25 protein-coding genes are annotated in these 24,531 nt (G+C 43.6%); 19 read left to right on the top strand and 6 right to left on the bottom strand.

The window, feature by feature from the left end:
• Positions 1-60: 60 nt before the first annotated feature.
• A complete protein-coding gene (locus tag WAE57_RS02980) occupies positions 61-1,200 on the bottom strand; it encodes an acyl-CoA desaturase (protein ID WP_337708480.1) in 1,140 nt (379 codons plus the stop codon).
• Between the two features lie 88 nt (positions 1,201-1,288).
• On the bottom strand, positions 1,289-2,311 hold the full coding sequence (locus WAE57_RS02975) for a ferredoxin reductase (RefSeq protein WP_337708092.1): 1,023 nt from the start codon (positions 2,309-2,311) through the stop codon (positions 1,289-1,291).
• 173 nt (positions 2,312-2,484) lie between these two features.
• Between WAE57_RS02975 and WAE57_RS02970 the strand changes: the two genes are divergently transcribed.
• Positions 2,485-3,132 (top strand): TetR family transcriptional regulator, encoded by a 648-nt coding sequence (locus tag WAE57_RS02970; RefSeq protein ID WP_237786980.1) that lies wholly within the window; start codon positions 2,485-2,487, stop codon positions 3,130-3,132.
• 82 nt (positions 3,133-3,214) lie between these two features.
• Here the strand turns inward: WAE57_RS02970 and WAE57_RS02965 are convergent, their stop codons facing one another.
• Positions 3,215-3,832 (bottom strand): thiol:disulfide interchange protein DsbA/DsbL, encoded by a 618-nt coding sequence (locus WAE57_RS02965; protein ID WP_337708089.1) that lies wholly within the window; start codon positions 3,830-3,832, stop codon positions 3,215-3,217.
• 180 nt (positions 3,833-4,012) lie between these two features.
• Here WAE57_RS02965 and ubiG point away from each other — a divergent pair, with 180 nt between their 5' ends.
• From ubiG to WAE57_RS02900, 13 genes are all read left to right on the top strand, one after another.
• Positions 4,013-4,729, top strand: a complete 717-nt coding sequence (ubiG, locus tag WAE57_RS02960; protein WP_337708087.1) for a bifunctional 2-polyprenyl-6-hydroxyphenol methylase/3-demethylubiquinol 3-O-methyltransferase UbiG — start codon at positions 4,013-4,015, stop codon at positions 4,727-4,729.
• Entirely contained in the window at positions 4,726-5,424 is a 699-nt protein-coding gene (locus tag WAE57_RS02955; protein WP_337708085.1) for an HAD-IA family hydrolase, read from the top strand. The genes ubiG and WAE57_RS02955 overlap by 4 nt, the downstream gene beginning before the upstream one ends.
• A 34-nt stretch (positions 5,425-5,458) precedes the next feature.
• Complete coding sequence (locus WAE57_RS02950) at positions 5,459-6,205, top strand: YciK family oxidoreductase (RefSeq protein WP_337708083.1); 747 nt, start codon at positions 5,459-5,461, stop codon at positions 6,203-6,205.
• A 206-nt stretch (positions 6,206-6,411) separates the two neighbouring features.
• The gene (locus tag WAE57_RS02945) at positions 6,412-6,567 is read left to right on the top strand and encodes a hypothetical protein (protein WP_337708081.1); all 156 of its coding nucleotides are present in this window, start codon (positions 6,412-6,414) and stop codon (positions 6,565-6,567) included.
• Positions 6,568-6,871: 304 nt separating this feature from the next.
• Positions 6,872-7,276 (top strand): RcnB family protein, encoded by a 405-nt coding sequence (locus tag WAE57_RS02940; RefSeq protein WP_086176431.1) that lies wholly within the window; start codon positions 6,872-6,874, stop codon positions 7,274-7,276.
• A 231-nt stretch (positions 7,277-7,507) separates the two neighbouring features.
• On the top strand, positions 7,508-7,891 hold the full coding sequence (locus WAE57_RS02935; RefSeq protein ID WP_337708079.1) for an RcnB family protein: 384 nt from the start codon (positions 7,508-7,510) through the stop codon (positions 7,889-7,891).
• Between the two features lie 129 nt (positions 7,892-8,020).
• Complete coding sequence (gene argA, locus WAE57_RS02930; RefSeq protein ID WP_337708077.1) at positions 8,021-9,373, top strand: amino-acid N-acetyltransferase; 1,353 nt, start codon at positions 8,021-8,023, stop codon at positions 9,371-9,373.
• Positions 9,374-9,702: 329 nt separating this feature from the next.
• Positions 9,703-10,665, top strand: coding sequence for a sulfonate ABC transporter substrate-binding protein (locus WAE57_RS02925; protein WP_337708074.1), 963 nt, complete (start codon positions 9,703-9,705; stop codon positions 10,663-10,665).
• 90 nt (positions 10,666-10,755) lie between these two features.
• Positions 10,756-11,688: a sulfonate ABC transporter substrate-binding protein gene (locus tag WAE57_RS02920; protein ID WP_228146617.1), complete on the top strand. Its 933-nt coding sequence runs from the start codon at positions 10,756-10,758 to the stop codon at positions 11,686-11,688.
• A gap of 16 nt (positions 11,689-11,704) precedes the next feature.
• Positions 11,705-12,880, top strand: a complete 1,176-nt coding sequence (ssuD, locus tag WAE57_RS02915; protein ID WP_180043999.1) for an FMNH2-dependent alkanesulfonate monooxygenase — start codon at positions 11,705-11,707, stop codon at positions 12,878-12,880.
• Positions 12,880-13,695: an aliphatic sulfonate ABC transporter permease SsuC gene (gene ssuC, locus WAE57_RS02910; RefSeq protein ID WP_180043997.1), complete on the top strand. Its 816-nt coding sequence runs from the start codon at positions 12,880-12,882 to the stop codon at positions 13,693-13,695. Before ssuD ends, ssuC begins: the two co-directional genes overlap by 1 nt.
• Positions 13,696-13,705: 10 nt before the next feature.
• Positions 13,706-14,515: an ABC transporter ATP-binding protein gene (locus WAE57_RS02905; protein ID WP_180043995.1), complete on the top strand. Its 810-nt coding sequence runs from the start codon at positions 13,706-13,708 to the stop codon at positions 14,513-14,515.
• 345 nt (positions 14,516-14,860) lie between these two features.
• Complete coding sequence (locus WAE57_RS02900; RefSeq protein WP_086176453.1) at positions 14,861-15,475, top strand: TetR/AcrR family transcriptional regulator; 615 nt, start codon at positions 14,861-14,863, stop codon at positions 15,473-15,475.
• Positions 15,476-15,554: 79 nt separating this feature from the next.
• Here WAE57_RS02900 and WAE57_RS02895 read toward each other — a convergent pair whose 3' ends face one another.
• A complete protein-coding gene (locus WAE57_RS02895) occupies positions 15,555-16,118 on the bottom strand; it encodes a 5'-nucleosidase (protein ID WP_237786992.1) in 564 nt (187 codons plus the stop codon).
• A 304-nt stretch (positions 16,119-16,422) separates the two neighbouring features.
• On the opposite strand from WAE57_RS02895, the gene ribF reads away from it, so the two are divergent.
• The 5 genes from ribF (at position 16,423) to WAE57_RS02870 (ending at position 22,039) form a co-directional block, all read left to right on the top strand.
• Positions 16,423-17,424, top strand: coding sequence for a bifunctional riboflavin kinase/FAD synthetase (gene ribF, locus WAE57_RS02890; RefSeq protein ID WP_237786993.1), 1,002 nt, complete (start codon positions 16,423-16,425; stop codon positions 17,422-17,424).
• 65 nt (positions 17,425-17,489) lie between these two features.
• Positions 17,490-20,336 (top strand): isoleucine--tRNA ligase, encoded by a 2,847-nt coding sequence (ileS, locus tag WAE57_RS02885; RefSeq protein WP_337708065.1) that lies wholly within the window; start codon positions 17,490-17,492, stop codon positions 20,334-20,336.
• Entirely contained in the window at positions 20,329-20,871 is a 543-nt protein-coding gene (gene lspA, locus WAE57_RS02880) for a signal peptidase II (protein ID WP_237786995.1), read from the top strand. Before ileS ends, lspA begins: the two co-directional genes overlap by 8 nt.
• Complete coding sequence (locus WAE57_RS02875; protein WP_337708062.1) at positions 20,864-21,346, top strand: peptidylprolyl isomerase; 483 nt, start codon at positions 20,864-20,866, stop codon at positions 21,344-21,346. Before lspA ends, WAE57_RS02875 begins: the two co-directional genes overlap by 8 nt.
• Before the next feature lie 150 nt (positions 21,347-21,496).
• Positions 21,497-22,039 (top strand): NAD(P)H-dependent oxidoreductase, encoded by a 543-nt coding sequence (locus WAE57_RS02870; protein WP_337708060.1) that lies wholly within the window; start codon positions 21,497-21,499, stop codon positions 22,037-22,039.
• Positions 22,040-22,486: 447 nt separating this feature from the next.
• Here the strand turns inward: WAE57_RS02870 and WAE57_RS02865 are convergent, their stop codons facing one another.
• Both WAE57_RS02865 and WAE57_RS02860 read right to left on the bottom strand, forming a co-directional pair.
• On the bottom strand, positions 22,487-23,674 hold the full coding sequence (locus WAE57_RS02865; RefSeq protein WP_337708058.1) for a PQQ-dependent sugar dehydrogenase: 1,188 nt from the start codon (positions 23,672-23,674) through the stop codon (positions 22,487-22,489).
• 335 nt (positions 23,675-24,009) lie between these two features.
• The gene (locus tag WAE57_RS02860; RefSeq protein ID WP_337708056.1) at positions 24,010-24,333 is read right to left on the bottom strand and encodes an ankyrin repeat domain-containing protein; all 324 of its coding nucleotides are present in this window, start codon (positions 24,331-24,333) and stop codon (positions 24,010-24,012) included.
• Positions 24,334-24,531: the final 198 nt, after the last annotated feature.

Below are 24,531 nucleotides of genomic sequence, written 5' to 3'. Positions count from 1 at the left end.
TTTACTGCAATTCAGCCTTGAATGACTACTCTACCCATCACGCGTATTTCGTCATTTGAATTAAAAGCTAAATAATTTTTTTAATTTTTGCGTCGATTGTTCAAGGCTTGAAGTCCATGAATTTGGCAATGAACATTTGGCTAAGCGCACCCAGACACTACCAAACTGTTTAACGAAACTGGCTTCATTATAGTGAATGCCATATTCGGTGCATAAGGCACGGATTTTCGGTGCAGCTTCGGCATAACGATTCGCCGGCATATCCGGGAATAAATGGTGCTCAACTTGATGGCTCAAATTACCACTTAAAATATGCAGCCATTCTGTGCCACTAAAATTGCTTGACCCACGAATCTGGCGTAAATACCATTCAGCACGGGTTTCGGTGTCAGTATTATCTGGTTCAAAAGTTTCCGCATCTTCAGTGAAATGTCCATTAAAAATCACCGCGGATGCCCAGAGGCTACGAATTACGTTTGCCACTGCGTTACCAGCAAATACCGGCAGTGCATTCGGGCCAGCAATTAATGGAAAAAATACATAATCTTTAGCAATCTGACGGGTGGCTTTCTTGCGGAATTTTGCCGACTCTTTCCACACGTCTTTCCAGGTTTTGGTTTTATAGACCAATACTTCTTCTAGAAGTAAGCCTTGTATACCGACATACCATTCGAAAAACACCATGAGCTGAATGGCTAAAGGAATGTTGAATAAAAAGCGTGGTTCCCATTTTTGGGCTTCACTGACACGAATCAAGCCATAACCGACATCATGGTCCTTACCGACAATATTGGTATAAGTATGGTGGATATAGTTATGGGTATGTTTCCAGTCATCACCGGTCGCCATAGTATCCCAGTCATAATTGGCACCGTTCAGATTCGGGTCATTCAGCCAGTCAAACTGACCGTGCATCACGTTATGGCCCAGTTCCATATTTTCCACAATTTTGGAAATACCCAACAAGCCGGTGCCCAATAACCAGACTGGCGGAATCCAGCCACCAAACATCAACATGCCACGTGAAGCAATTTCGCTATAACGCACAAAATCACGGATTTTATAAATGTATTCAGCATCTTTTTCGCCAATGCTGTCCATGATTTCACGGCGAATTGCATCGACTTTTTCACCAAATTCGGCGATTTGTTCAGGACTTAAATATTTTGATTTACTATTTTCTGGAAATTTAACTGACATATTCATTGTTTTTCTCCTGAGTAAGCATCGAACCCTGTGTTAAAAGTGCGATCACTCACTGAACGGCGCTATTCAAGCGTTTTATTTTTTAAAGGTTAATCACTACCGGACTCACGGCCTGGCTAATACACAATTTAATCTGGGTATTGATATCGTGGTCGATTTCACCGGTGAGCAGGTTTTTGGTCGAGCCACTGACTTTGGTACAAGTACAGGTATTACAAATCCCCATACGGCAGCCATGTGCGGGTCTTAACCCCGCATGTTCAGCACTTTCCAGCAAATTGGTTCTGGCTTCAAATTCCTGTTGGGCACGTAAAAATAGCACCGGTTGTACTGCGGCATTTTCATCGACCACCACCTGAAAATATTCCTGTTTAAGTCTGTCGGCAATTCCCAGCTGTTGATAGATCTGGTTCAGGCTTTGCATCATGCCCTTGGCACCACAAGCATAACTCTGACGTTGTTGGAAATCAGCAACTGTGTTTTGCAACAAATCCAAATCGAGATATTGTTTCTGTACAAGTGTATTGAAATTGTGATAATGGAACTGTGAATTTTGTTCTGATAATTGCTGTAATTCGGTATGAAAAGCGTCATCTCGGGTAAAATAGATCAGATCAATCTGACTGACTTTTTGACGAATCGCCTGCTGCAATAATGAATAAGTTGCAGTGATGCCACTCCCCGAAGCCAATAATAAAACAGGTTCTACAGATGAATCCAAGGTGAAATCGCCTTGAACCTGGGAAATTTCCACCACACTGCCGACAGCCAAGCGAGTTAAAGCATTGGATACTTTGCCCTGACGTTTTACTGCAATCACCACGTTGCCGTGTTCGGTGATTTTCACAATCGAATAACTACGTTGCTCACGCACACCAGCAATCACCACAGTCACTAAAACACTTTGCCCGGCAGAGAAAAGACAAGCACGGAAGTTATGATTCGGTTGTAGCTGAATTTGATAAAAATCTGCACTCAGTGTCTGTACATCGACAATGCTGGCTTTGACTTTTTTCCATGCCCAAACTGGATTTATTTTTTCAGCAATAAAATCGACGAAATCTTCTCGAATCCATTGCGGCTGATATTGGATCACATGACTCATATGACGTTCCTCTTTTATTGCTGGCTATTTATTTGAGTGAACAGGTGTTCTTATAGTGAACACTTGTACACTATAATGGTTTTTTAATTCAGTCAACACATGTTCACTGACATTCGTCGTTTATTTTGTTTTTTTTTGATAGACTTCATGCAGAATTTTTTTAGGGTAGTCGCATGTCGATACGGGATGAGCGTAAACAGCAGAGCCGCCAAGCACTTTTAGATGCAGCGTTGGCTTTAAGCACGTCTGGGCGTTCGTTCAGCAGCATCAGTTTGCGTGAAATCGCACGCCATGTCGGTTTGGTTCCGACGGCATTCTATCGTCATTTTCAAGACATGAATGAGCTGGGACTGGAACTGGTCGATCAGGTTGCCATGCATTTAAAAGGCATTTTGCATCAGCTGGGGCAGGCCTATATTTATCAGCCGAACACCAAAACCCAAATCAGCCTGAACCTGTTTTTCCAGGCAGTTGAACATCATCCTGAACCGTGGGTATTTATGATTGCCGAGCGCTGGGGTGGTTCAGAAGTGATTCGTCATGCCATTACACGGGAAATTACTTTTTTAATTGAAGACCTGGCCAATGATTTGGGCCAGGTTGAAACCGTGCAGCACATTCGTAATCTCCAAGACTTGCAGGTGCTTTCTAATATTTTAATTAACTTGTCTTTTACCTGGGCCATGACCTGGATGGACATTAACCGCCAATATCAGGGTCCAGAACGATCAGTTCAGCAAAACCAGTTTAAGCTGCAAACCATTACCCAGGTTCATCTCATTTTCCGGGGGATTTCAAACTGGGATCCTGTCAAGCAATAAGCGTTTAGTCACTCAGACTTCATAAAAAACAATAGACATAAAAAAACCCGCAAGCATTGCGGGTTTTTTCACTGCATCAGATTTATTTGGCTTTACGCTCTTTTTCAACCAGATAGCTGATCACTTGAGTGACTTTGGCATCTTCGCCTTGGACCACATATTTACCATTGACCACTACAGCAGGCACACCGCTCAATTGATATTGCTGTGCCAATTGCTTGGCTTGTGCAACTTTTGAGGTAATGGCGAATGAATTAAACAGGCCGTTGAACTTGGCTTCAGGTACGCCATATTTCACAAAAAATTTGGCCTGTGAGTTTTGATCAAAAATCTGCTGGCCACCTGCATGAATGGCATGGAATAAAGGCAAGTGAGTTTTCTTGCGTACCCCTAATGCTTCAGACACATAATAGCCACGCGCGCCCTGTTCCCACACCGGATTCATTGCCGCAGGAGTACGCACGAAACGCACATCTTTAGGTAATTTTTTCAGCCAGGTCTGCATATGCGGCTCTAAACGGTAGCAGTGCGGGCAGCCATACCAGAAGAATTCACGCACTTCAATCTTTCCAGGAACTTCAACCTTAACCGGATTGGCCACCACGGTGTAATCTTTACCTGCAACAAAATTTGCTGCCATTGCAGTACCGGATAAGGCAAAAATAGCCGTTGCTACGCTACCTAAAAGAAATTTTTTCATTGACCTTATTGTCCTCTAAATCATTATGCTTAATTTATGCGATCACTATAAATCAATTATGCCGAATTCGTTTTCATTCTGTGAACTTTTTTACGGCATTTATCGCTTTTTTTAGAATTAACGCTACACTAAGCTTCTGTAACTTTTTTAAATTATAACGACTTGATTGAGGTGATACCGATGTCGCAATTGAATGTTGATCCACAAGAAATTGCCAAATTTGAAGCATTCGCTGCCATATGGTGGGATCAGCATTCTGAGTTCCGCCCCTTGCATATGATCAATCCTCTGCGTTTAAACTGGATTGATGAGCATGCTGGCGGTCTCAGCGGTAAAAAAGTGCTCGATATCGGGTGCGGTGGCGGTATTCTGTCGGAAAGCATGGCGCGTCGTGGTGCCAATGTTTTGGGTATCGACATGGGTGAAGCGCCTTTAAATGTGGCACGCATTCATGCCGAACAGGAAGGCGTGCAGAACATTCAATATCGCCAGGTTCCGGTAGAACAGTTGGCACAAGAACAAGCTGGACAATATGACGTAGTGACCTGCATGGAAATGCTAGAACACGTACCCGATCCGGCATCGATTATTCAGGCCTGCCATGCACTGGTCAAACCGGGTGGTCATGTGTTCTTCTCGACCATTAACCGTAATCCGAAATCGTATTTATTTGCAATTATCGGTGCGGAATACGTACTGCGTATGCTGGCCAAAGGCACACATGATTACAGCAAGTTTATCAAGCCTTCCGAGCTGGCACATGATATCCGTGCTGCCAATCTAGAACTGAAAGACATGACCGGTCTGCATTATAACCCGCTAACCAAACGTTACTGGCTGGCACCGAATGTCGATGTGAACTACATGGTGTATACGGTAAAAGAAGGTGCTGAATGAAAGCGGTACTGTTTGACCTGGATGGCACCCTGATTGACACCGCGGCTGACTTCATTCGTATTATTCAGGACATGTGCCGTGACAAGCAATGTGAAATCGTGGCTGCCGATTTGATTCGCACCCAGGTTTCTGAAGGTGCGCGGGCCATGGTGAAACTGGTCTATCCGGAACTGGAAGTTGACGATCCGGTTTTTCTCGCTCATCGCCAGCGTTTTCTGGATTTGTATAGTGAAGATATTGCAGTAGAGACTGACCTGTTTGAAGACATGTATCCCTTGCTGGAACAGCTGGAAAGCCATGATATTCCTTGGGGCATTGTCACCAACAAGCCACGTTGGTTAAGCGAATCTTTATTAAAAGCCCTGAATTTGACCGAGCGCTGTTCGGTTCTGGTTTGCCCTGAAGATGTCAGCAAAACCAAGCCGGATCCGGAGCCGATGTATCTGGCAGCCAAGCAGATTGATGTCAGACCGGAAGACTGCATTTATGTCGGTGATCATCCCCGTGACATTGATGCGGGCCGGAATGCCCATATGTACACCATCCTGGCCGGCTATGGTTATTTACCATTGCAACACAAAGATGACTTAACAGCCTGGCAAGCGGATTGTATAGTGAAGACAGTTACAGAATTACATCAAGTGATTAATCAATTAGTCGGCGTAAAACAAGATCATCATTCACTTATTTCATAACGACATAAAAATACGATAAACGAGGAGGTAGACAATGAAATATTCAGAATATCAACCTCGCCCCGATCTGTTAAAAGATCGCATTATCCTGATTACAGGTGCGGGCGATGGTATTGGTCGTGCTGCTGCGATTAGCTATGCCCTGCATGGTGCCACTGTAGTGCTGCATGGACGTACCTTAAACAAACTGGAAGTCATCTATGATGAAATTGAAAGTCTGGGTGCGCCACAACCGGCGATTCTACCTTTGCAACTGTCCAGCGCCTCTCCTCGTGACTATGAATTACTGGTCGATACTTTAACGCAACAGTTCGGTCGCCTGGATGGCATTTTGCACAATGCCGGCATATTGGGAGAACGTACCGAACTGGCGCATTACCCGGTGGATGTCTGGGATGATGTGATGGCGGTGAATTTGCGTGCTCCCTTTATTTTGACCCAGGAACTGCTGCCCTTACTGGCAAAATCCGAGCATGCTTCGGTGGTATTTGCCAGTTCGGGTGTCGGCCGTGAAGCACGCGAACGTTGGGGAGCCTATTCGGTATCCAAAATTGCCATTGAAGCGGTGAACCAAATTTTTGCCAAAGAAAATGTCTATCCCAATGTACGTTTTAACTGCATTAATCCGGGTGCTACCCGTACTGCCATGCGTGCCAAGGCCTATCCAGATGAAGATCCAAAAACCTTAGCGACGCCTGAAATGATTATGCCGGCTTACCTGTATTTAATGGGGGATGACAGCCTGCATATGAATGGACAAAGTATTGATGCGCAGGATTAATCCCTGGGCAATACGTTTAACTAAAGGGAGCAGATAGTACTCCCTTTTTATCCTCAAGCCGCTTCCAAACATTCAGCCTGATTTTAATCCTCAAATCATAAATCGTATTTTTAAATAAATTTAATAAAAATATTCGGTTTTATAAATCAATAAAATCAGCCTATGCTGATCTTCATTGAAAAACATACAAAATGAGGAAGCTCAACATGGCTGATCAGAAGCGTAAGCTTGAAACGATTCGCAGCATTGAAAATTTACAACTTTCGAATGTCTTGATCCGTGGTCTGGATGATGTCCAACAGGCAGAGACCATTGTGGAAGCCATCAATTCCTTACAAGAGCTCACAAAACAATGGAACTAGTCTCTTACTTATGACTCACTCATGAACAGTCTGTCTGGCTGCTTATTTTTTAAAAAAGAAAATTTTTTACTCCCTACAATAATTTGCAGAACTTTGATACAAAATTTTCATCCGCAGAAAGTTTTCGAGTATTTTATAGCTCTATAAAATTGCTCAAGATTTTTGAATGATGAGAGATGTTGCAAGAATATCCTTATTATCTCTGCATTTTTTAAGAAATGTGTGATCTATCTTCACAGTTTCTCTGCAATTTTTTCGTACATTAGCAGCCATGAAATTAATAACTTTTCTATGAGGGTTCAACATGAAAAAGATTTTGACAGTTTTGGCAATTTCTTTCAGTGCATTGATGGCAAACAGTGCCAGCATTGCCGGACCTCATGAAAAAAACAATAATCATCGTGGCTGGGATCAATCCGATCAGCCAAAATTTAACCGCAGTCGCGATTTTCGTGAAGATGATAATGATGATGACATGCAGGACAAACGCCGTATGCGTGAAGAACGCGGATTTAAGCGTCTACAACAACATAAATGGCAACCCGGTTATGTGATGCCCCAGCATTATCGTGGCGATGGTTATAAAGTCGATTATAAAAGCCATGACCTGCCTAAGCCGTCACGCAATCAGCAGTGGTACAAAATCAACAATGACTACATTTTAGTCGATACGGATAGCAATAACATTGTGCGTATTCAAGGTTTTTAAACACTATTTTAACTTCTCCACGCCCAAACTCCAGTTTGGGTTTTTTTATTTTTGCGCTGTGATTTTTTTCAATATCACCATTTAACTGTATGACTTTCAGCACTTTTACAATCTTCTTTTTTTCTCCATCAATTTCACAATTCAACTAAGATTCCAACATCGTTTATCTCTACTTTTCCGCTAATTTTGAATCATCGAAAACATATACCGAAATGATCCAGGGTGAAAGTAATGAAAAAAGTTCTGACTACAATTGCACTTTCTTTATCTGCATTGATGGCGACTTCAGCGATGGCAGCACCAGACCATCGCTATGATGATCATCGTTATCAGCAGGCACATTCACAACATGACCAGCGCTGGGACAATAACAATCGTTACGACCACAACCGTTATGACAATAATCACTATGACAACAAACGAGTAAACCCAAGCCGTGACTGGCGTTCAGGCCAAAACTTCCCGCGCGTATTTAGCTCATCCGGCTATAAAGTCAGCGACCGTGAAGCACGCCGCTTACCGGATACCGGCCGTTATCAGCAATGGTACAAAGTCAACGGTGACTATGTGTTAGTGAATGAACGTACTGACCGCATTGTGCGCATCATTAACTAAAAACTTCGTTTAAGTCTCCTGTTCCCTTAAGAAGCACCTGAATTTGTTCAGGTGTTTTTTATTTTGACCCTTCCCCTATGCCGTTTTTTGATTAGAATCAAAGCAGGAAATTTTTATTTTGAGATAGGCATGCAAACGAATTCATCTGAAACATCACAAAGCACAAATTTACAATATGTGCATTGGTTTCGACATTCTGCGCCTTATATTAATGCCCACCGCAACAAAACTTTTGTCATCATGTTTGATGGTGAAGCGGTACAACATGAAAATTTCCAGCATATTATTCATGACATTGCCCTGCTGCATTCTTTAGGCATTCGTCTGATTCTGGTGCATGGCGCCCGTTCGCAAATCAACCAGAACCTGAAAGCCAGCGGCATTCAAACCCCTTTTCATAATCACCGCCGGATTACCACACGTGAATCCTTAAGTTGCGTCATGAATGCTGTAGGTTCGATTCGTTTACAAATTGAAGCACTGCTTTCCATGGGACTGGCCAACTCACCCATGTACGGCGCACGAATTGATGTGATCTCGGGCAATTTCGTCACCGCCAAACCTTATGGCATTCGCGATGGTGTTGATTTCCAGCTGACGGGTGAAGTACGTACCGTAGATACCGATGCCATCCAAAGACATCTGAAAAATCATAATATTGTCTTGCTTGGACCAACCGGTTATTCCAATACTGGTGAGGTGTTTAACCTGGTCGCGGAAGAAGTTGCCACCAATACCGCCATTCTGCTTAAAGCCGACAAGCTGATATTTTTGGGTAAGCAACAAGGCTTGGTGAACGAGTTTGGACAATTGCAACGTGAAATTGCCCCGCATCAGCTGGATCAGCAGATCTTGCAATATCAGGATTCCAACCCCGATATTGCCCTGCAATTACGTGGGGCCAAAAATGCCTCACTGCAAGGGGTACATCGTGTGCATCTGATTTCTTATACTTACGATGGGGCCTTGCTGGAAGAACTGTTCACTCGCGATGGTGCGGGCACCATGATGACCGATGCCCATTATGAAGATGTGCGTACTGCCAATATTCAGGATGTTGGCGGCTTAATGAACTTGCTTCGCCCACTGGAAGCAGAAGGCATTCTGGTCTATCGTTCACGTGAAAGATTAGAAAGTGAAATTGAACAGTTTTCGGTGATTGAACGCGATGGCATGATTTTGGCCTGTGCTGCCCTGTACCCGATTCCAGCTTCAGCCAATGAAATCAAATCGGCCGAGATTGCCTGTGTCGCGGTCGATCCGACTTATCGAAAATCCAACCGCGGTAGCCAGATTCTGTATTATCTGGAAGACAAGGCCAAAAGCCTGGGCATTCAGCAACTGTTTGTTTTAACCACCCGGACTGCACACTGGTTTGTCGAGCATGGTTTTGAACCCGCCAGTGTCGATGACCTGCCGAATGCCCGTCAGGCCCTCTATAATTATCAACGTAATTCCCTGGTGTTTAAAAAGTCACTTTAAAGTGGCTTTTTTTATCACCGCTATAGCTTTATTTTTTATATCTTTATTCTGAATGTCCTGAAATTTATAATGATTTATTTAGGTGGTTTTTGCATAACCTTATACTGGCTCAAGATTTAGAATTTAATAATTTAAATATCAATAACTTATTTTATTAAAACTATATATTTTGTGGTTCTTATAAATCACTTTTCTACATAAGTTTTTCTTTTTTTTATTTATCTTTTTTCCTCATTAAGAATTTCAATTTTTTTATTTTTTTCGAAAAAGAAAAAGCTTTAGCGTATGTGTTCAATATTCAACACTTCATTGTTGCGGAGCACACATACATGAGCGCCATTCAAACAAAATTCTGGGCGAAATCACTGGTCCTTTCTTCAGTAGTTGCTGGCGCAATGATGATGTCAGGTTGTGGAAAAAAAGAAGCTGAAACGGTCACTTTAAATATTGGCTTCCAAAAATATGGCTTGTTACCGATTATTAAAGAACGCGGCATTTTAGAAACAGCATTGAAAGAGCAAGGCGTCAATGTGAAATGGGTAGAATTCCCTGCCGGTCCTCAATTGCTTGAAGGCTTAAATGTCGGCAGTGTTGTATTAGGTGAGGCAGGTGAAGCACCGCCTATTTTCGCACAGGCCGCCAATTCAAATCTGGTTTATATCGCCAACCAGCCGGAAGCGCCTAAAGCTGAAGCATTAATTGTGCAAAAAGATTCAGCCATTCACAGCATTCAGGATTTAAAAGGTAAACGTGTTGCACTCAATAAAGGCTCAAATGTTCATTATCTACTGTTAAAAGTATTAGAAGCCAACAAGCTCACCCTGAATGACATCCAGGTGGTGTACTTGCCGCCTTCGGATGCACGCGCAGCCTTTGAGAAAGGTGCAGTCGATGCCTGGGTGATTTGGGACCCGTTCTTTGCTGCCGCTGAAAAGCAGATTGGCGCACGCGTAATCGCAAACGGCGAAAACCTTGTCAGTAACCATCAGTTCTATCTGGCAGACCGTAAATTTTCCGAGCAACATCCGGATGTACTGAAAGCGGTCGTGAATGAATTAAACACCACCACCCAATGGGTATCCCAGCATCAGGACGAAGCCGCCAAGCTACTGGAAAAACCAACAGGCCTATCTAAAGACATCCTGAAAACCTCCATTTCCCGCATGGGCTTTGGCGTGCAACCAATTTCTAATGAGGTGGTGCAAAAGCAGCAATATGTTGCCGATGCCTTTTATCAGCAGAAACTGATTCCAAACAAACTCAATATTCAATCCGCGATTTTAGCGAAGTAAGCCATAGAACAAAACTCAGGGGATTTAACAATGACTCAGCATCAGCTACACAACAAAGCAATCACATGGTTAAAGACCTCCAGTCATGGCATGAATGCCATGTTAGTTGCTTGTGCGATGTTGGGTTCAAGTGCCGCTTGGGCTGTGGATCCTTCGGTGAAACAGCTACGTGTGGGTTATCAAAAATCTTCTGTCAATCTGGTGATTGCACAACAGCAAAAGTTATTTGAACAGGAATTTCCCAACGCGAAAATTAGCTGGAATGAATTTCCGGGCGGTCCACAAATTTTAGAAGCCCTAGCCGTCGGTTCTGTGGATATCGGTTCAACTGGCGATACACCGCCTGTCTATGCGCAGGCAGGCAACAAGCCACTATATTATTTTGCTTATGAAACGGCAAAACCTTTGGCTTCTGCCATTTTGGTGCCAAGTAACTCGAAAATTACCCAGCTCAGTCAATTGAAGGGTAAACGTATTGGGGTTCACCGCGGTTCAAGCTCACATTATCTATTGGTACAGGCAGTACGTAAGGCCGGTTTGCAATGGACAGATGTTCAACCGATCTGGTTAAGTCCGGCTGATGCCCGTGCGGCTTTCCAGAAAGGTGCGATTGATGCTTGGGCCATTTGGGATCCGTACTATGCTGCGGCACAACTGGAAGATAAGGCCAAGGTACTGACCACAGGTAAAGGCTTAAGTCCAAATTACACATTCTATCTGGCTTCAAATGATTTGGTTAAAAATCATCCTCAGGCACTCAAAGGCATTATCAAGCAGCTTAATGTTGCCGATAAATGGGTACAAAGCAACAAGGCTGCGACTGCAAGCCTGTTTGCTCAAAGCACAGGTCTGAAACCGATTGTCAGCCAGACTTTTATCCAGCGCCGTCCTAACCCGTCTGGTGCTGCTCTGCTCAGCAAAAAAGTGATTGCCGATCAGCAAGAGCTCGCCAACCGTTTTAGCGAACTCAAGATCATTCCGAAATCTATCAATATTCAGCAAGCCGTTTGGGCAGGCAAATAATCTAAGGATCAATGCAATGAAAATTTTCTGGTTTATTCCTACGCATGGTGACAGTCGTTATTTAGGCACAAGCAAAGGCGCCCGTCAGGTCGATCATGCTTATATGAAACAGATTGCCGTCGCGGTAGATAACCTGGGTTATGAAGGCGTACTCATTCCAACCGGCCGTTCATGTGAAGATCCATGGATTACCGCTGCCAGCCTGATTGATGCCACTAAAAATTTGAAATTCCTGGTGGCATTACGTCCAGGCGTTACCACACCGGCACTGGCTGCACGTATGGCAGCAACTTTTGACCGTTTGTCTGGCGGTCGCGTTCGGCTGAACCTGGTCACCGGTGGTGATGAGCAAGAGCTTAAAGGTGACGGCGTGTATGAAGATCACGCGACGCGCTATAAAACGGCGGCTGAATACACCACCATCTGGCGTGAAATTTTAAAACATTCACATACTGGTGAAAGTTTCACTTTCCACGGTGAACACTTAAGTGTCGATGACGCAAAACTGCTTTATCCGCCAATACAACAACCTTACCCGCCACTTTGGTTTGGCGGTTCTTCCGATGCAGCCGTGGAATTGGCCACCGACCAGGTCGATACTTACCTGACTTGGGGCGAACCACCGGCAGCAGTAAAAGAAAAAATTGAAAATGTCAGAGCCAAAGCTGCCGCCAAAGGCCGTAGTTTAAGTTACGGTATCCGTTTACACGTGATTGTGCGTGAAACCAATGAACAGGCATGGGCTGCTGCTGAAGAGCTGATTCAGTATGTGGATGATGCAACCATTGCTGCTGCACAACAAAAATTCAAGCAGATGGATTCAGTCGGCCAACGCCGTATGGCTGAACTGCACAACGGTGACCGTACTAAACTTGAAGTATCTCCAAACCTTTGGGCTGGTGTAGGCCTGGTTCGTGGCGGTGCAGGTACAGCATTGGTGGGTGACCCTGAAACGGTTGCTGCACGCATTCAGGAATATGCGGACTTGGGTATTGATACTTTTATTTTCTCAGGCTACCCGCATCTGGAAGAGTCTATTCGTTTTGCCGAACTGGTGTTCCCGCTGTTGCCTTTAGAAACCCGCAAGAAACTGGCTCAACCGAACTTGACCGGTCCTTTTGGTGAAATCGTAGCAAATAACTATGTTGCTGATGAGGCCAAGAAGGAAGTGAAACATCAGGAGCCGGCTTAATGAGCACAAGCATTTCTGCGGGAGCCTTGGCGAAACCCAAGGTTTCACGTGGAACACAATTTGGGCAGCGTTTGCTGCCCTGGTTGTTCCCGATTGCACTGATTGTCATCTGGCAAATTGCCTCCAGTACCGGGCTGTTGGAAAGCCGTATTCTGCCTGCACCGACGGCGGTCGTAGCTGCATTCTGGCAGCTGCTGATCAGTGGTGAACTTTGGCAACACGTCAAGGTGAGTGCCGGACGTGCCCTGCTCGGTTTATTGGTCGGCGGCGGTTTGGGTTTATTACTCGGCCTGCTGAATGGTTCTTCGAAGACAGCCTCTACCCTGCTGGATACCACGTTACAGATGATCCGTAATATTCCGGCTTTAGCCTTAATTCCTTTGGTGATTTTATGGTTCGGGATTGATGAATCTGCCAAGCTGTTTCTGGTGGCGGTAGGGGTATTTTTCCCACTCTATATCAATACCTATCACGGCATTCGTTCAGTAGATCCGCAGCTGATCGAGATGGGTAAAAGTTATGGCTTAACGCGCTGGGAGTTATACAAAGAAATTATTTTACCGGGTGCGATGCCTTCGATTCTGGTCGGTTTACGCTTTGCCCTTGGTCTGGTCTGGGTACTGCTGATTGTGGCCGAAACTATTTCAGCACAATCCGGTATTGGTTATATGACCATGAATGCGCGTGAGTTTTTACAAACTGACGTGGTCTTGGTAGGGATTTTACTGTATGCCCTGCTGGGCAAACTGGCCGATGTATTGGCCGTCGCTTTAGAAAAATACCTGCTGCGTTGGCACGCTGGCTATCAAAAATAAGGAATAAGACATGACTGATTTAAGCATCGGGCGTCATGTATCTGAAGAACGCTCAATATCGCAACAACCTGACCCTACAGATATCAATCCTAACGCAGTGGTGGGTGCAGAAATTCTGATTGAACAGCTGCACAAATTCTATGGCGAAGTGAAAGTTCTGGAAGATCTGGACCTGCATATTCAACCGGGTGAATTCCTGGCCATTGTCGGACGCAGTGGCTGTGGTAAAAGTACCCTGCTGCGTCTGATTGCCGATCTGGAACAACCGAGCTATGGCGAAATCAAGTTTAAATCAGCACGTCATATTCGCGAAGGCATCACCAGCGATGACATTCGGGTCATGTTCCAGGACCCACGACTGTTGCCGTGGCGCAGCATTGAGCAAAATGTACAATTGGGTTTAGCCAAAGAACAGCAAGCCAACGCTTCTGCACTACTGGAAAAAGTCGGCTTGAAAGAAAAGGCCGGACTCTGGCCATCACAACTTTCAGGCGGTCAGCGTCAGCGTACTGCACTGGCCCGAGCCTTATCGCATAAACCTCGCATTTTGCTGCTTGATGAGCCTTTAGGTGCGCTGGATGCACTCACCCGTTTGGACATGCAGAACCTGATTGAAAAACTCTGGACTGAACAGGGCTTTACCGCCATTTTAGTCACTCATGATGTCAGTGAAGCCGTACAACTGGCCGACCGGATTATCCTGTTAGATAAGGGGCACATTGCCCAGCAGTTTAAAGTGGATTTGCCTCGACCACGTAAAAAAGATTACTCATTTACCGAGCTGGAACAGCAAGTATTAAAGGCTGTATTGGCAACCTGAGCATGCAACACGGCGATAACGAATCTAAACGATCCGTTATCCTTCCTCGGTTTATGCATCTTTTAGTCCAGCTTAAACATACTCTTTAGTTTTTTTAAAACTGCACCAAATCTAAACACAAAAAACCAGTCGTATCATTTACCAAAAAAATCAATCCCATTTAATCATTTATATAAGAAATGCAATCATTGCCTATCGGTAGGTTCTATAGGATTTTTAACTCATTAAATAGCTAACCTACAGAATAAACTATCAATTATGATAAAAATGCAATTTTTAGTAATGCACAAATCTGCCGATTTGCCGTACAATTTGCCTTTCCCCTTTAATTTTTTAAATTTGCCAATGGAACAAAAAAAGAGTACACAAAAAAGACATCAATTGCTAAATGCTGCACTCGATGTATTTTCCCTTTACGGTTTTAATGGGGCAAGCTTAGACGAGATTGCTCAGATTGCTGAAATGCATAAATCGAATATTTTCTATTATTATGAAAATAAAGAAGCTTTATATGTAGAAGTGCTCACCACCGTTCTACAGAAATGGCTTGCGCCACTGCAAATGCTGGAATCAGAGCTGGAACCAGAAGAAGCCATTAGCAACTATTTAATGCAAAAAATTGAGGTTTCTCGCACTCAACCGAAAGCATCCCGACTGTTTGCATTGGAAGTGATTCAAGGTGCCCCACATATTTTGCCAATTCTAAAAGGTCCTTTAAAGAAACTGTTTAAGCGCAAGGCTAAAGTGATTAGCGTGTGGCAGGAACAGGGGAAAATTGCCAAAGAAATTGATCCTGAACTGCTGATTTTGAATATTTGGGCATTGACGCAAAACTATGCAGATTTTGCTACCCAAATGGAAATGGTCACGGGTAAAACCTTGCGTAACCGTTCAATGCAGCAACGTTGCATCCAGCATACTGTACATATGATGTTATATGGCGTGATTCCCCGTTCATAAACCTTAAATTATCATTGATGATAGTTTTGGCATACGACCATAGCCCACTATGGTCGCCGAATTACCACTCTTCGCAGTTTTATCTTATCGTTTGATATAATTTTGACAGTTTTTGCGCACCCAATAATAAATTTTCTTCCCAATCCAAATGCGCAGTTTCATTGGCCCCATCGGTAATATATTTCACTGAAATAAATCGTACACCCAATTTCTTGCAGACTTTGGCCATCGCATAGCCCTCCATGTCCACCAAATTGCACGGCACTTTGGGCAATCCTATTTCAAAGCTATCGCCCGTTCCGCAAATGCCTTGAGGCAAATGCTGAAAATAGGACTGCAAATGAATTTCTGCCGGATGCTCCTCATCCATCGGCGTCACACCGACTGCAAAACCGAGGGGCGATACATCCATATCGCGTTGCACAAAGGTGGTGACTTCCACCAGTTCATGCGCATTAAAATGTGAACTTCCGGCAGTGCCCAGGTTGAGCAAGGTCTTGCAACCGGTCTTGTAAATCACTTCAAAGGCTTTAAATGCCGCATTGACTTTACCAATGCCACTGTAATGCACCTCTATGCCTGCCTGTTCAAACAGACCTTTAGATTCATTCGGCAATGCCATAATTAAAGCCAAGTCAGACATAGCGAAACCTTATGTATGTGTAAATTTTAAAGTGTGCACATTAGAAAAGAATTAGCGAATGAGTGCAAATTTAAAATCGTGATCATCCTTCTAGCTAAGCATTTAATACATCCTGATTCACTTGAATATTTGAACTGACTGATCTGTTCTTCAACTCTATTGATCTTCTGCATCCGATCATTTTCAAACACTATTTTTTTGACAAAAATCCAATATTTTTTTGTATGAAAACACAACAACAAGACGAAAGCCTAAGATTATGGCAATATATAGCCCTGATAACTTTTCACTTATTGATTCGCCCATGAAGCTGCTCCGCCTGAATGCTTTAGCGCCAGATTTTCAATTGCCAAAAACTGCCGTGACCCTTGGTAATTTCGACGGCGTACATTTGGGTCATCAGGCAATGATCAAACAGCTTCAAGAACAGGCAGCAGCCCAGAATCTAAAAACCCTGGTGATGATTTTTGAGCCGCAACCTCTGGAATTTTTTAAAGCTTATGAGGCGCCGCCACGGATCACTTCTTTACGTGAAAAAGTCGAATATCTCACCGAGCTGGGTGTCGACTATATTGCAGTCGCCAAATTTGATAATCATTTCCGCAGCTTAAGTGCTGAAGAATTTGCCGACATTTTAAAACACAAACTCAATGCCGATTCCCTGGTTTTAGGCGACGACTTTCATTTCGGTAAAAACCGCCAAGGCAATAGTGAATTTTTAAAAAATTATGGTTTTCAGGTGACCAATTTAAGCACCGTGGCCTTAGCGGGTGAACGTATCAGTTCCACCCGAATCCGCCAGACGCTACAAGCGGGTGACTTAGCCTTGGCTGCCAAATTGCTGGGACGTCCCTATAGCATCACTGGTCGGGTACAATATGGTGATCAAATTGGACGCACCATTGATTTTCCAACCATTAATGTAGCGTTGAAACGTCATAAACCCTGCTTGAACGGGATTTACGGCGTAGAAGTGATATGTGAAACCGAATCTTTAAAAGATAAAGTGAAAGCCGACAATCCTGAAAAACTGGGGATTGCAGGCTATGAATCCACTGCCCTGTTTGGTGCAGGACATGTGGGTACACGACCGGCCATCAAACAAGTCCATCCCGAATGGCGATTAGAAGTACATTTTCCTGATGTTTCTGCTAATCTGTATGGCCTGTTAATGCGGGTGACATTCTTGAACTATTTACATGGTGAAAAGGACTACCCTTCGCTTGAAGCATTGAAAGCGGGAATTGACGATGATGTAGAAAAACTGCTTGAGTTTAGACACAACACCCCCAATTTTCCCTTTTAAATCCCCATATTTTTTTATTGTAAAACGCGTCAGCCTAAGACTGATTAAATTGGAAGACAACTTGCATGAGCGATAAGCAAACTCCTGAAAATGCAGTGGATTATAAAGCCACGCTAAACCTCCCAGGTACTGAATTTGCAATGAAAGCAAATTTGGCAGTACGTGAAGCGAAATGGTTAGAAGAGTGGTATGCCGACAACATTTATCAGCAGATTCGTGCATCGCGTATTGGCAAGAAAAAATATGTGCTTCATGACGGCCCTCCCTATGCTAACGGTCAAATCCACTTAGGCCACGCGGTCAATAAAGTCTTAAAAGACATCATTATTAAAAGCCGTATCATGGACGGTTTTGATGCACCCTATGTGCCGGGCTGGGACTGTCACGGTCTGCCAATCGAACTCAAAGTAGAAGAAAAAGTCGGTAAAGTGGGCGTTAAAGTTGATGCGTCTACCTTCCGTAAAGCCTGCCGTGAATATGCCTATACTCAAGTCGAACTACAAAAGAAAGACTTCATACGTATGGGCGTGTTTGGTGACTGGGACAATCCTTACCTCACAATGAACTTCAAACAGGAAGCCGACATTGTTCGCTCGCTGGGTGCCATTGCCAAAGCCGGTCATATTGAACCGGGCTTAAAACCTGTGAACTGGTGTCTGGACTGTGGTTCGGCATTGGCTGAAGCAGAAGTTGAATATGAAGATAAAAAATCGGACGCGATTGATGTCGGCTTCACAGTTGTTGATCTTGCTGACTTATCTGCACGCCTAGGTGTAACCGTTGCCGATTCAACAGACATCGTGATCTGGACCACTACCCCTTGGACGCTTCCTGCTAACCAGGCGGTTGCCCTGCACGCAGAAATTGAATACCAGTTGGTCAAAGCACGTGGTGAAGATAAAGCTGCACAAAACTTTATCTTAGCCAAAGATTTGGTTGAATCTGCCACTGAACGTTATGGTTTTAACACTGTTGAAGTGATTGCAGATTTTGCCGGTAGCAAACTTGAAAATCTTGTTCTTCAACATCCTTTAATTAGCGATCGTCAAGTACCCGTAATTTTAGGTGAACACGTGATTGCAACCAGCGGTACTGGTGCAGTACATACTGCGCCTGGCCATGGTGTGGACGATTATAAAGTTGGCCTACTGTATAACTTGAAAGTCGATAACCCGGTCGGTGGTAATGGTGTGTATTTGCCTACTTCACCAATTTTTGCCGGTGAGCACATTTATAAAGCCAACCCTAAAATTATTGAAGCATTAAGTGAAGCGGGCAAACTTTGGGCACATCACCCAATCAAGCACAGCTACCCGCACTGCTGGCGCCATAAAACCCCGATTATCTTCCGTGCGACACCACAATGGTTCATTAGCATGGATGCCAAAGGTTTACGTCAAGGCGCATTGAACGCGATTGAAAATGACATCAGCTTTGTACCGGATTGGGGTAAAAACCGTATCCAATCAATGATCGAAGGTCGTCCGGACTGGTGTATTTCACGTCAACGTACCTGGGGTGTACCAATCCCATTCTTCGTGCATAAAGATACCAATGAATTGCACCCACGTACCCCGGAATTGACCGAAGAAGTTGCGAAACTGATCGAACAGGAAGGCATTGATGGCTGGTATAACCGTGATGCTTCTGAGTTCATCGGTGCCGATGCTGAACAGTACAATGCAGTACGCGATACCCTAGACGTATGGTTCGACTCTGGAACAACCCACTTTGCCGTGCTTCGTGAACGTGAAGAATTGACTGACCCTGCTGATTTGTATCTTGAAGGTTCAGACCAGCACCGTGGCTGGTTCCAGTCTTCATTGTTGACTTCAATTGCCATCAATGAACGTGCGCCTTACAAAGGCCTATTGACTCATGGCTTCGTGGTAGATGAAAAAGGCCGTAAGATGTCGAAGTCGATCGGTAACGTGATCACTCCGCAAGACATCATTAAAGATATGGGTGCAGACGGCTTACGTTTCTGGATCGCCTCTGCGGATTACCGTTATGAAATGACTGCCGGTAAAGAAATCTTTAGCCGTGCCTCGGACGGTTACCGCCGTATCCGTAACACATTGCGTTTCTTGCTTGCCAACTTGAACGGTTTCCAGCCAGCAACTGATGCATTGCCAGTGGATCAGTTGATTGCCTTGGATCAATACATCCTGCAACGCGCAAGCGATGTACAAAAAACTATTCAGCAAGCTTATGAAGATATGAACTTCCATATCGTTACTAACGCGTTGACCAACTTCTGTATCAATGACTTGGGTGGTTTCTACCTCGACATCATCAAAGACCGTCAATACACCACCAAAGCGGACTCTCAGGCACGTCATTCTGCACAAACTGCACTATATCATCTGGTACAAGCTTTCGTTCGCTGGATGGCACCAATCTTGACCTTTACTGCTCAAGAAGCTTGGCCACTGATTCCAGGTCAAAGCGAGAAATACGTGTTCACAGCTGAGTGGTATGACATTCCAGTGGCTTCAACTGCAAACCTAGTTTCAGAAGCCGACTGGCAGACTTTAATTAGCGTTAAATCTGCGGTAAACAAGCAAATTGAAGCGGCACGTAATGCCAAACTGATTGGTTCTAACCTTTCAGCCAAAGTTGAACTTTGGGCCAATGCGGCATTAAAAGCGGTATTGGATCAACTTGGTGATGAACTTCGTTTCGTACTGATTACTTCACAAGTGCTGGTGAATAACTTGGATGAAGCCCAAGGTGAAGCGACCGATCTTGAAGGTTTACGCGTTAAAGTTTCAGCAGCAGATGGCGAAAAATGTGCACGCTGCTGGCATGTTCTGCCTGATGTAAATACACATCACGAACATCCAGGTCTTTGTTCTCGTTGTATTATTAACCTTCCTACAGGTCAAGGCGAAGAGAGAAAGTATGCCTAATCCGCAAAATAAAAAGGGCTTATTTCAGTTCTACCCACACAATTTGCTGTGGGTGGGATTATCCATTGTTGCGATTATTCTGGATCAATGGACCAAATGGTTTGCAACGACCCATCTGAATTATGCAGATCCTGTGCCTGTACTGCCCTTTTTAAACTGGACATTGCTACATAACTATGGCGCAGCCTTTAGTTTCTTGTCCGATGCCGGTGGATGGCAACGCTATTTCTTTACTTCGCTGGCAGCGTTAGTGTCTGTGATTTTTGTGTTTTGGCTGATGCGTATGCCGAAAAAAACCGTGATTTTGCCTATGGCGATTGCCCTGATTCTGGGGGGTGCCATCGGTAACCTGATTGACCGTGTAAGCTTGGGTTATGTGGTCGATTTTATTCACGTGTATTATCAGAACCACCACTTTCCTGCTTTTAATATTGCTGATAGTGCCATTACCGTGGGTACTATCTTGCTCCTGATCGATACGTTTTTCCTAGAAAAACAACGTATTCAACGTGCGGAAGCGCAACACAATGACTGATTTTATTAATCCAAACGAGGAAACTCGTATTGAAGATGGCTCTAAAGTAGAGCTGCATTTTTCGGTGGCCATTGAAAATGGCGTGGAAATTGACAACACCCGTAGCCGTGAAGAACCTGTCAGCCTCGTGATGGGTGATGGCAGCTTGTTGCCGGGCTTTGAAAAAGCCCTGTTTGGTTTACGTGCTGGTGACCGTCGTACCGTGAGCCTTCCTCCGGAAGAAGCTTTTGGTCCCTGGAACCCTGAAAACGTACAAAAATTTGATACCGTTAAATTCGAGCAGATACCTGTTGTAGGCCATATGATTGAATTTGAAGATAAAGCCAAGCAAAGCTTATTTGGCGTGGTGAAATCGGTCGGTGAAGACATTACTGAAATTGATTTTAATCACCCGCTTGCCGGCAAAGATATTACCTTTGAAGTCGAAATCTTTAAAGTGACTCCTGCAGGCCAGCAAGGCATTAAAATTATGTAAGGTTTCAGCCTTGTACATTTAAAAGCTCCCTCGGGAGCTTTTTTATTTTCTGTTTTTATCACAAGATTTGAAGATACAAATCCATAATATTCAATGAATAACATTCATAATAAGTTAGAGATGAAAATCTTAAAAATTTAGGCTCAATACATGAAAATATATATTGTCGTGGGTAGCGTGCGTGAAGGCCGGACTGCAATCAAAGTGGCACGCTGGGTAAAACGCAGCATCGATCAAGCCAATTTTAGTACCGTTCAGGCCGAACTGGTCGATTTAAAAGAATGGAATCTGCCAATTTTTGCCGGTAGTCATCCGCCTATTACCGGTATTTATGATCAACCCAAACAACAGGACTGGGCCGACAAAGTTGCTTCGGGCGATGCCTTTATTTTTATCAGCCCTGAATATAATCATGGCTACAGTCCGGCACTTAAAAATGCATTCGATTACGTCGGTAAAGAATGGCAAGGTAAACCGGCTGCCTATATTGGCTACGGTGCCACCAATGGCTCCCGTTCCATAGACCAGATTCGCCAGGTCGGCACCCAACTTGGTTTAATCGACAGTAATGCGATTATTGAAATTCGCGATATTTTTTCACGTAATAAAACCGAAGAATTTGAACCCAATGAATTTGACCAGAAGACCTTAAAAGGTGTGCTGGATAAACTGATTCAATACGTAAGCGCTTGATACGTGGAAGATCGTTGTACGCTTAAGCTTACAAGGGTTGCCGAATATATCCACTTTTCACACATTACCTTTCACGATATATTTAACTCATACCGAGACAGGAAGTCTCTAAGCTTAAAATTAAAAAGATAAGTGATATAACAGCAGGATGCTGCAAGGTACGACAGGAGTTATACCTTAAAATGAATATGAAAAAGCCTCGACAGGATGTCGGGGCTTTTTTTTGCCCAAGATGTTAATCTGACTGACCATTTATCTAAAACTTGAACCCAAACCACTAAAATTTACATGCGACTGAAATTTCAAACCCTATAATCATCACCATTCAAAAATGATGAATCACTGGAATAAAACTCGGAATTATTCCAGCCATCCTCAACCAAATAATAAAATGGAACGATCATTGTAAAAGCCCCCACCTAGGGCTTTTGAATTGTATAAGCCGTCTTATTTCGCAGTCATTTTCAGCAGTCTGGCATTGTTACCATCTTCCAGTACCCAAATTGAACCGTCTGGGGCTTGCAGCAAATCACGGATACGTTGCTTCATATCCACGCGCTGAACTTCAGTCACAGGTTTCATGGCTGTATCTACGACAATAATGGCTTTGGAAGATAAACCACCTATCAGGGCTTTATTTTTCCATGCAGGAAATTGAGAACCGCTATAAAAAATCAGGCTGGATGGTGAGATGACGGGTGTCCAGCTGATCTCAGGCGCTTTAAATTCAGGATGGGTATCATGATCAGGAATATCTCGACCATCATAATGATCTCCATTTGAAACCACGGGATAACCGTAATTTTCACCTTTTAGAATCAGGTTCAGTTCATCCCCACCTTTGGGACCCATTTCGGCAACCCAAAGTTTTCCTTGCGCATCAAATGCAATGCCTAATGGATTACGATGTCCCAATGACCAGACCTGTTTTGCAACCTCACCCTGACCGCTAAACGGATTAGCTGCGGCGGCTGTACCATCTGCATTTAAACGCAATATTTTGCCTAAATTGGATTGCATATCTTGGGCAGGAGTAAATTTCTGACGTTCACCCGAACTCAGCCAAAGTTTTCCATCCTGACCAAACAGGAGCCGATGAGCATAATGCCCCTGCCCTTGAACCTTGGACACTTGTTGCCAAATGGTGGTTAAGTTTTTAACTTGTGGTTTTTGGCTATTGGACAAGTCTAATTCACCACGTGCCACCACAGCCCCGTAGCCTTCCTGTCCTGCTTCTGCATAACTTAAGTAAATGATATGGTTCTGAGCAAATTGAGGGTGCAAGGCGATATCGCCCAAGCCTCCTTGTCCACCATAGGCCACTTTAGGCATGCCTTTAACTTCGGTCTTGTGTTTGGTTTGAGAATCAAATAGCTGTAACTTTCCCTTTCTTTCCGTCACCAATAAACGGCCATCTTCTAATGCGGTCATAGCCCAAGGTTCATTAAACTGGGTCATGGTCGCCAGTTTATAAGTTTGATTAACTGAACTTGAAACGGCTGTAGAAGATGAAGTTTCAGTGGCTTGTTTAGATTCTAAATTTTTTGAAGAGTCAGTCTGTGCATTACACGCGGTTAAACTCGATGTACTGATTAATATAGTTGTGGTCAGCATACAGTGTCGGAATATTTTCATCCTTATTATCCTTTGCTATTCAAATAGCTCAGCACTTTTATTCTAAATAAAATATTGAAAATCACTATTTTTTATTGGTAACAAACTTTCATTTCGATTGGTCTGGTGGGAGTTGTGTAAGACATAACGTACATAAAATGGTTCTATTGGCTTCTATCTCCTTCAAGATAAATTTCTTATTCTAAATTCATCAGGAGACAGGACGTTTCCCAAACAGAAAACAACAATAATAAGGTTTGAGCATCAGGAAGTTAGGTAGAACAACTGTTCTATCTAAGCAACGCATACAAAGAAGCCCTATCAGGATGATGGGGCTTCTTTTTTATTAAAGTGATTTAAGCTATGCCTTTTAAGCTTTTGAGATAAGCTGCAACGTCTTTATTTCCTGCCATTTCAGCAAGTTCTAATGCCGTATAGGTACTGCGATGATTAATATCTGCACCTTTACTGATCAATAGTTTCACGACTTCTAAATGATCATTTTCAGCCGCCGCGTGTAAAGCGCTATAGCCTTCTTCATCGGCAGAATTGACGTCTAGACCTTCCTGTAAGGCCTGCTCGACTTGGTCGATGTCGCCTAAAGAGGCCCAATAAACCAGTTCAGGAAGATGCAGTTCTTCATCATCTTCAGGGATTGGGGAGAATGAGTTGATATTCATAGTTATTTACTAAAATCCTTTCAATAATATATAGCTAAACTAAAAAACAAATCAGTCTTTTAATCAATTTCTTTTAGGTAACATAAATTCATATCCTGTTATTTCTGAAGAAATTTCATCAATGAACTGGGAAACTGAACATTTAATAAATTCTGATAAAAGCCAGTTATGTTGACACTCAAAATGTTTAGATAATAG

This window comes from Acinetobacter sp. NS-4, from assembly GCF_037402435.1.
GTDB lineage: Bacteria > Pseudomonadota > Gammaproteobacteria > Pseudomonadales > Moraxellaceae > Acinetobacter.
Note: the sequence above shows the minus strand (reverse complement) of the source record. Positions and strands in the feature narration are given on the sequence as shown.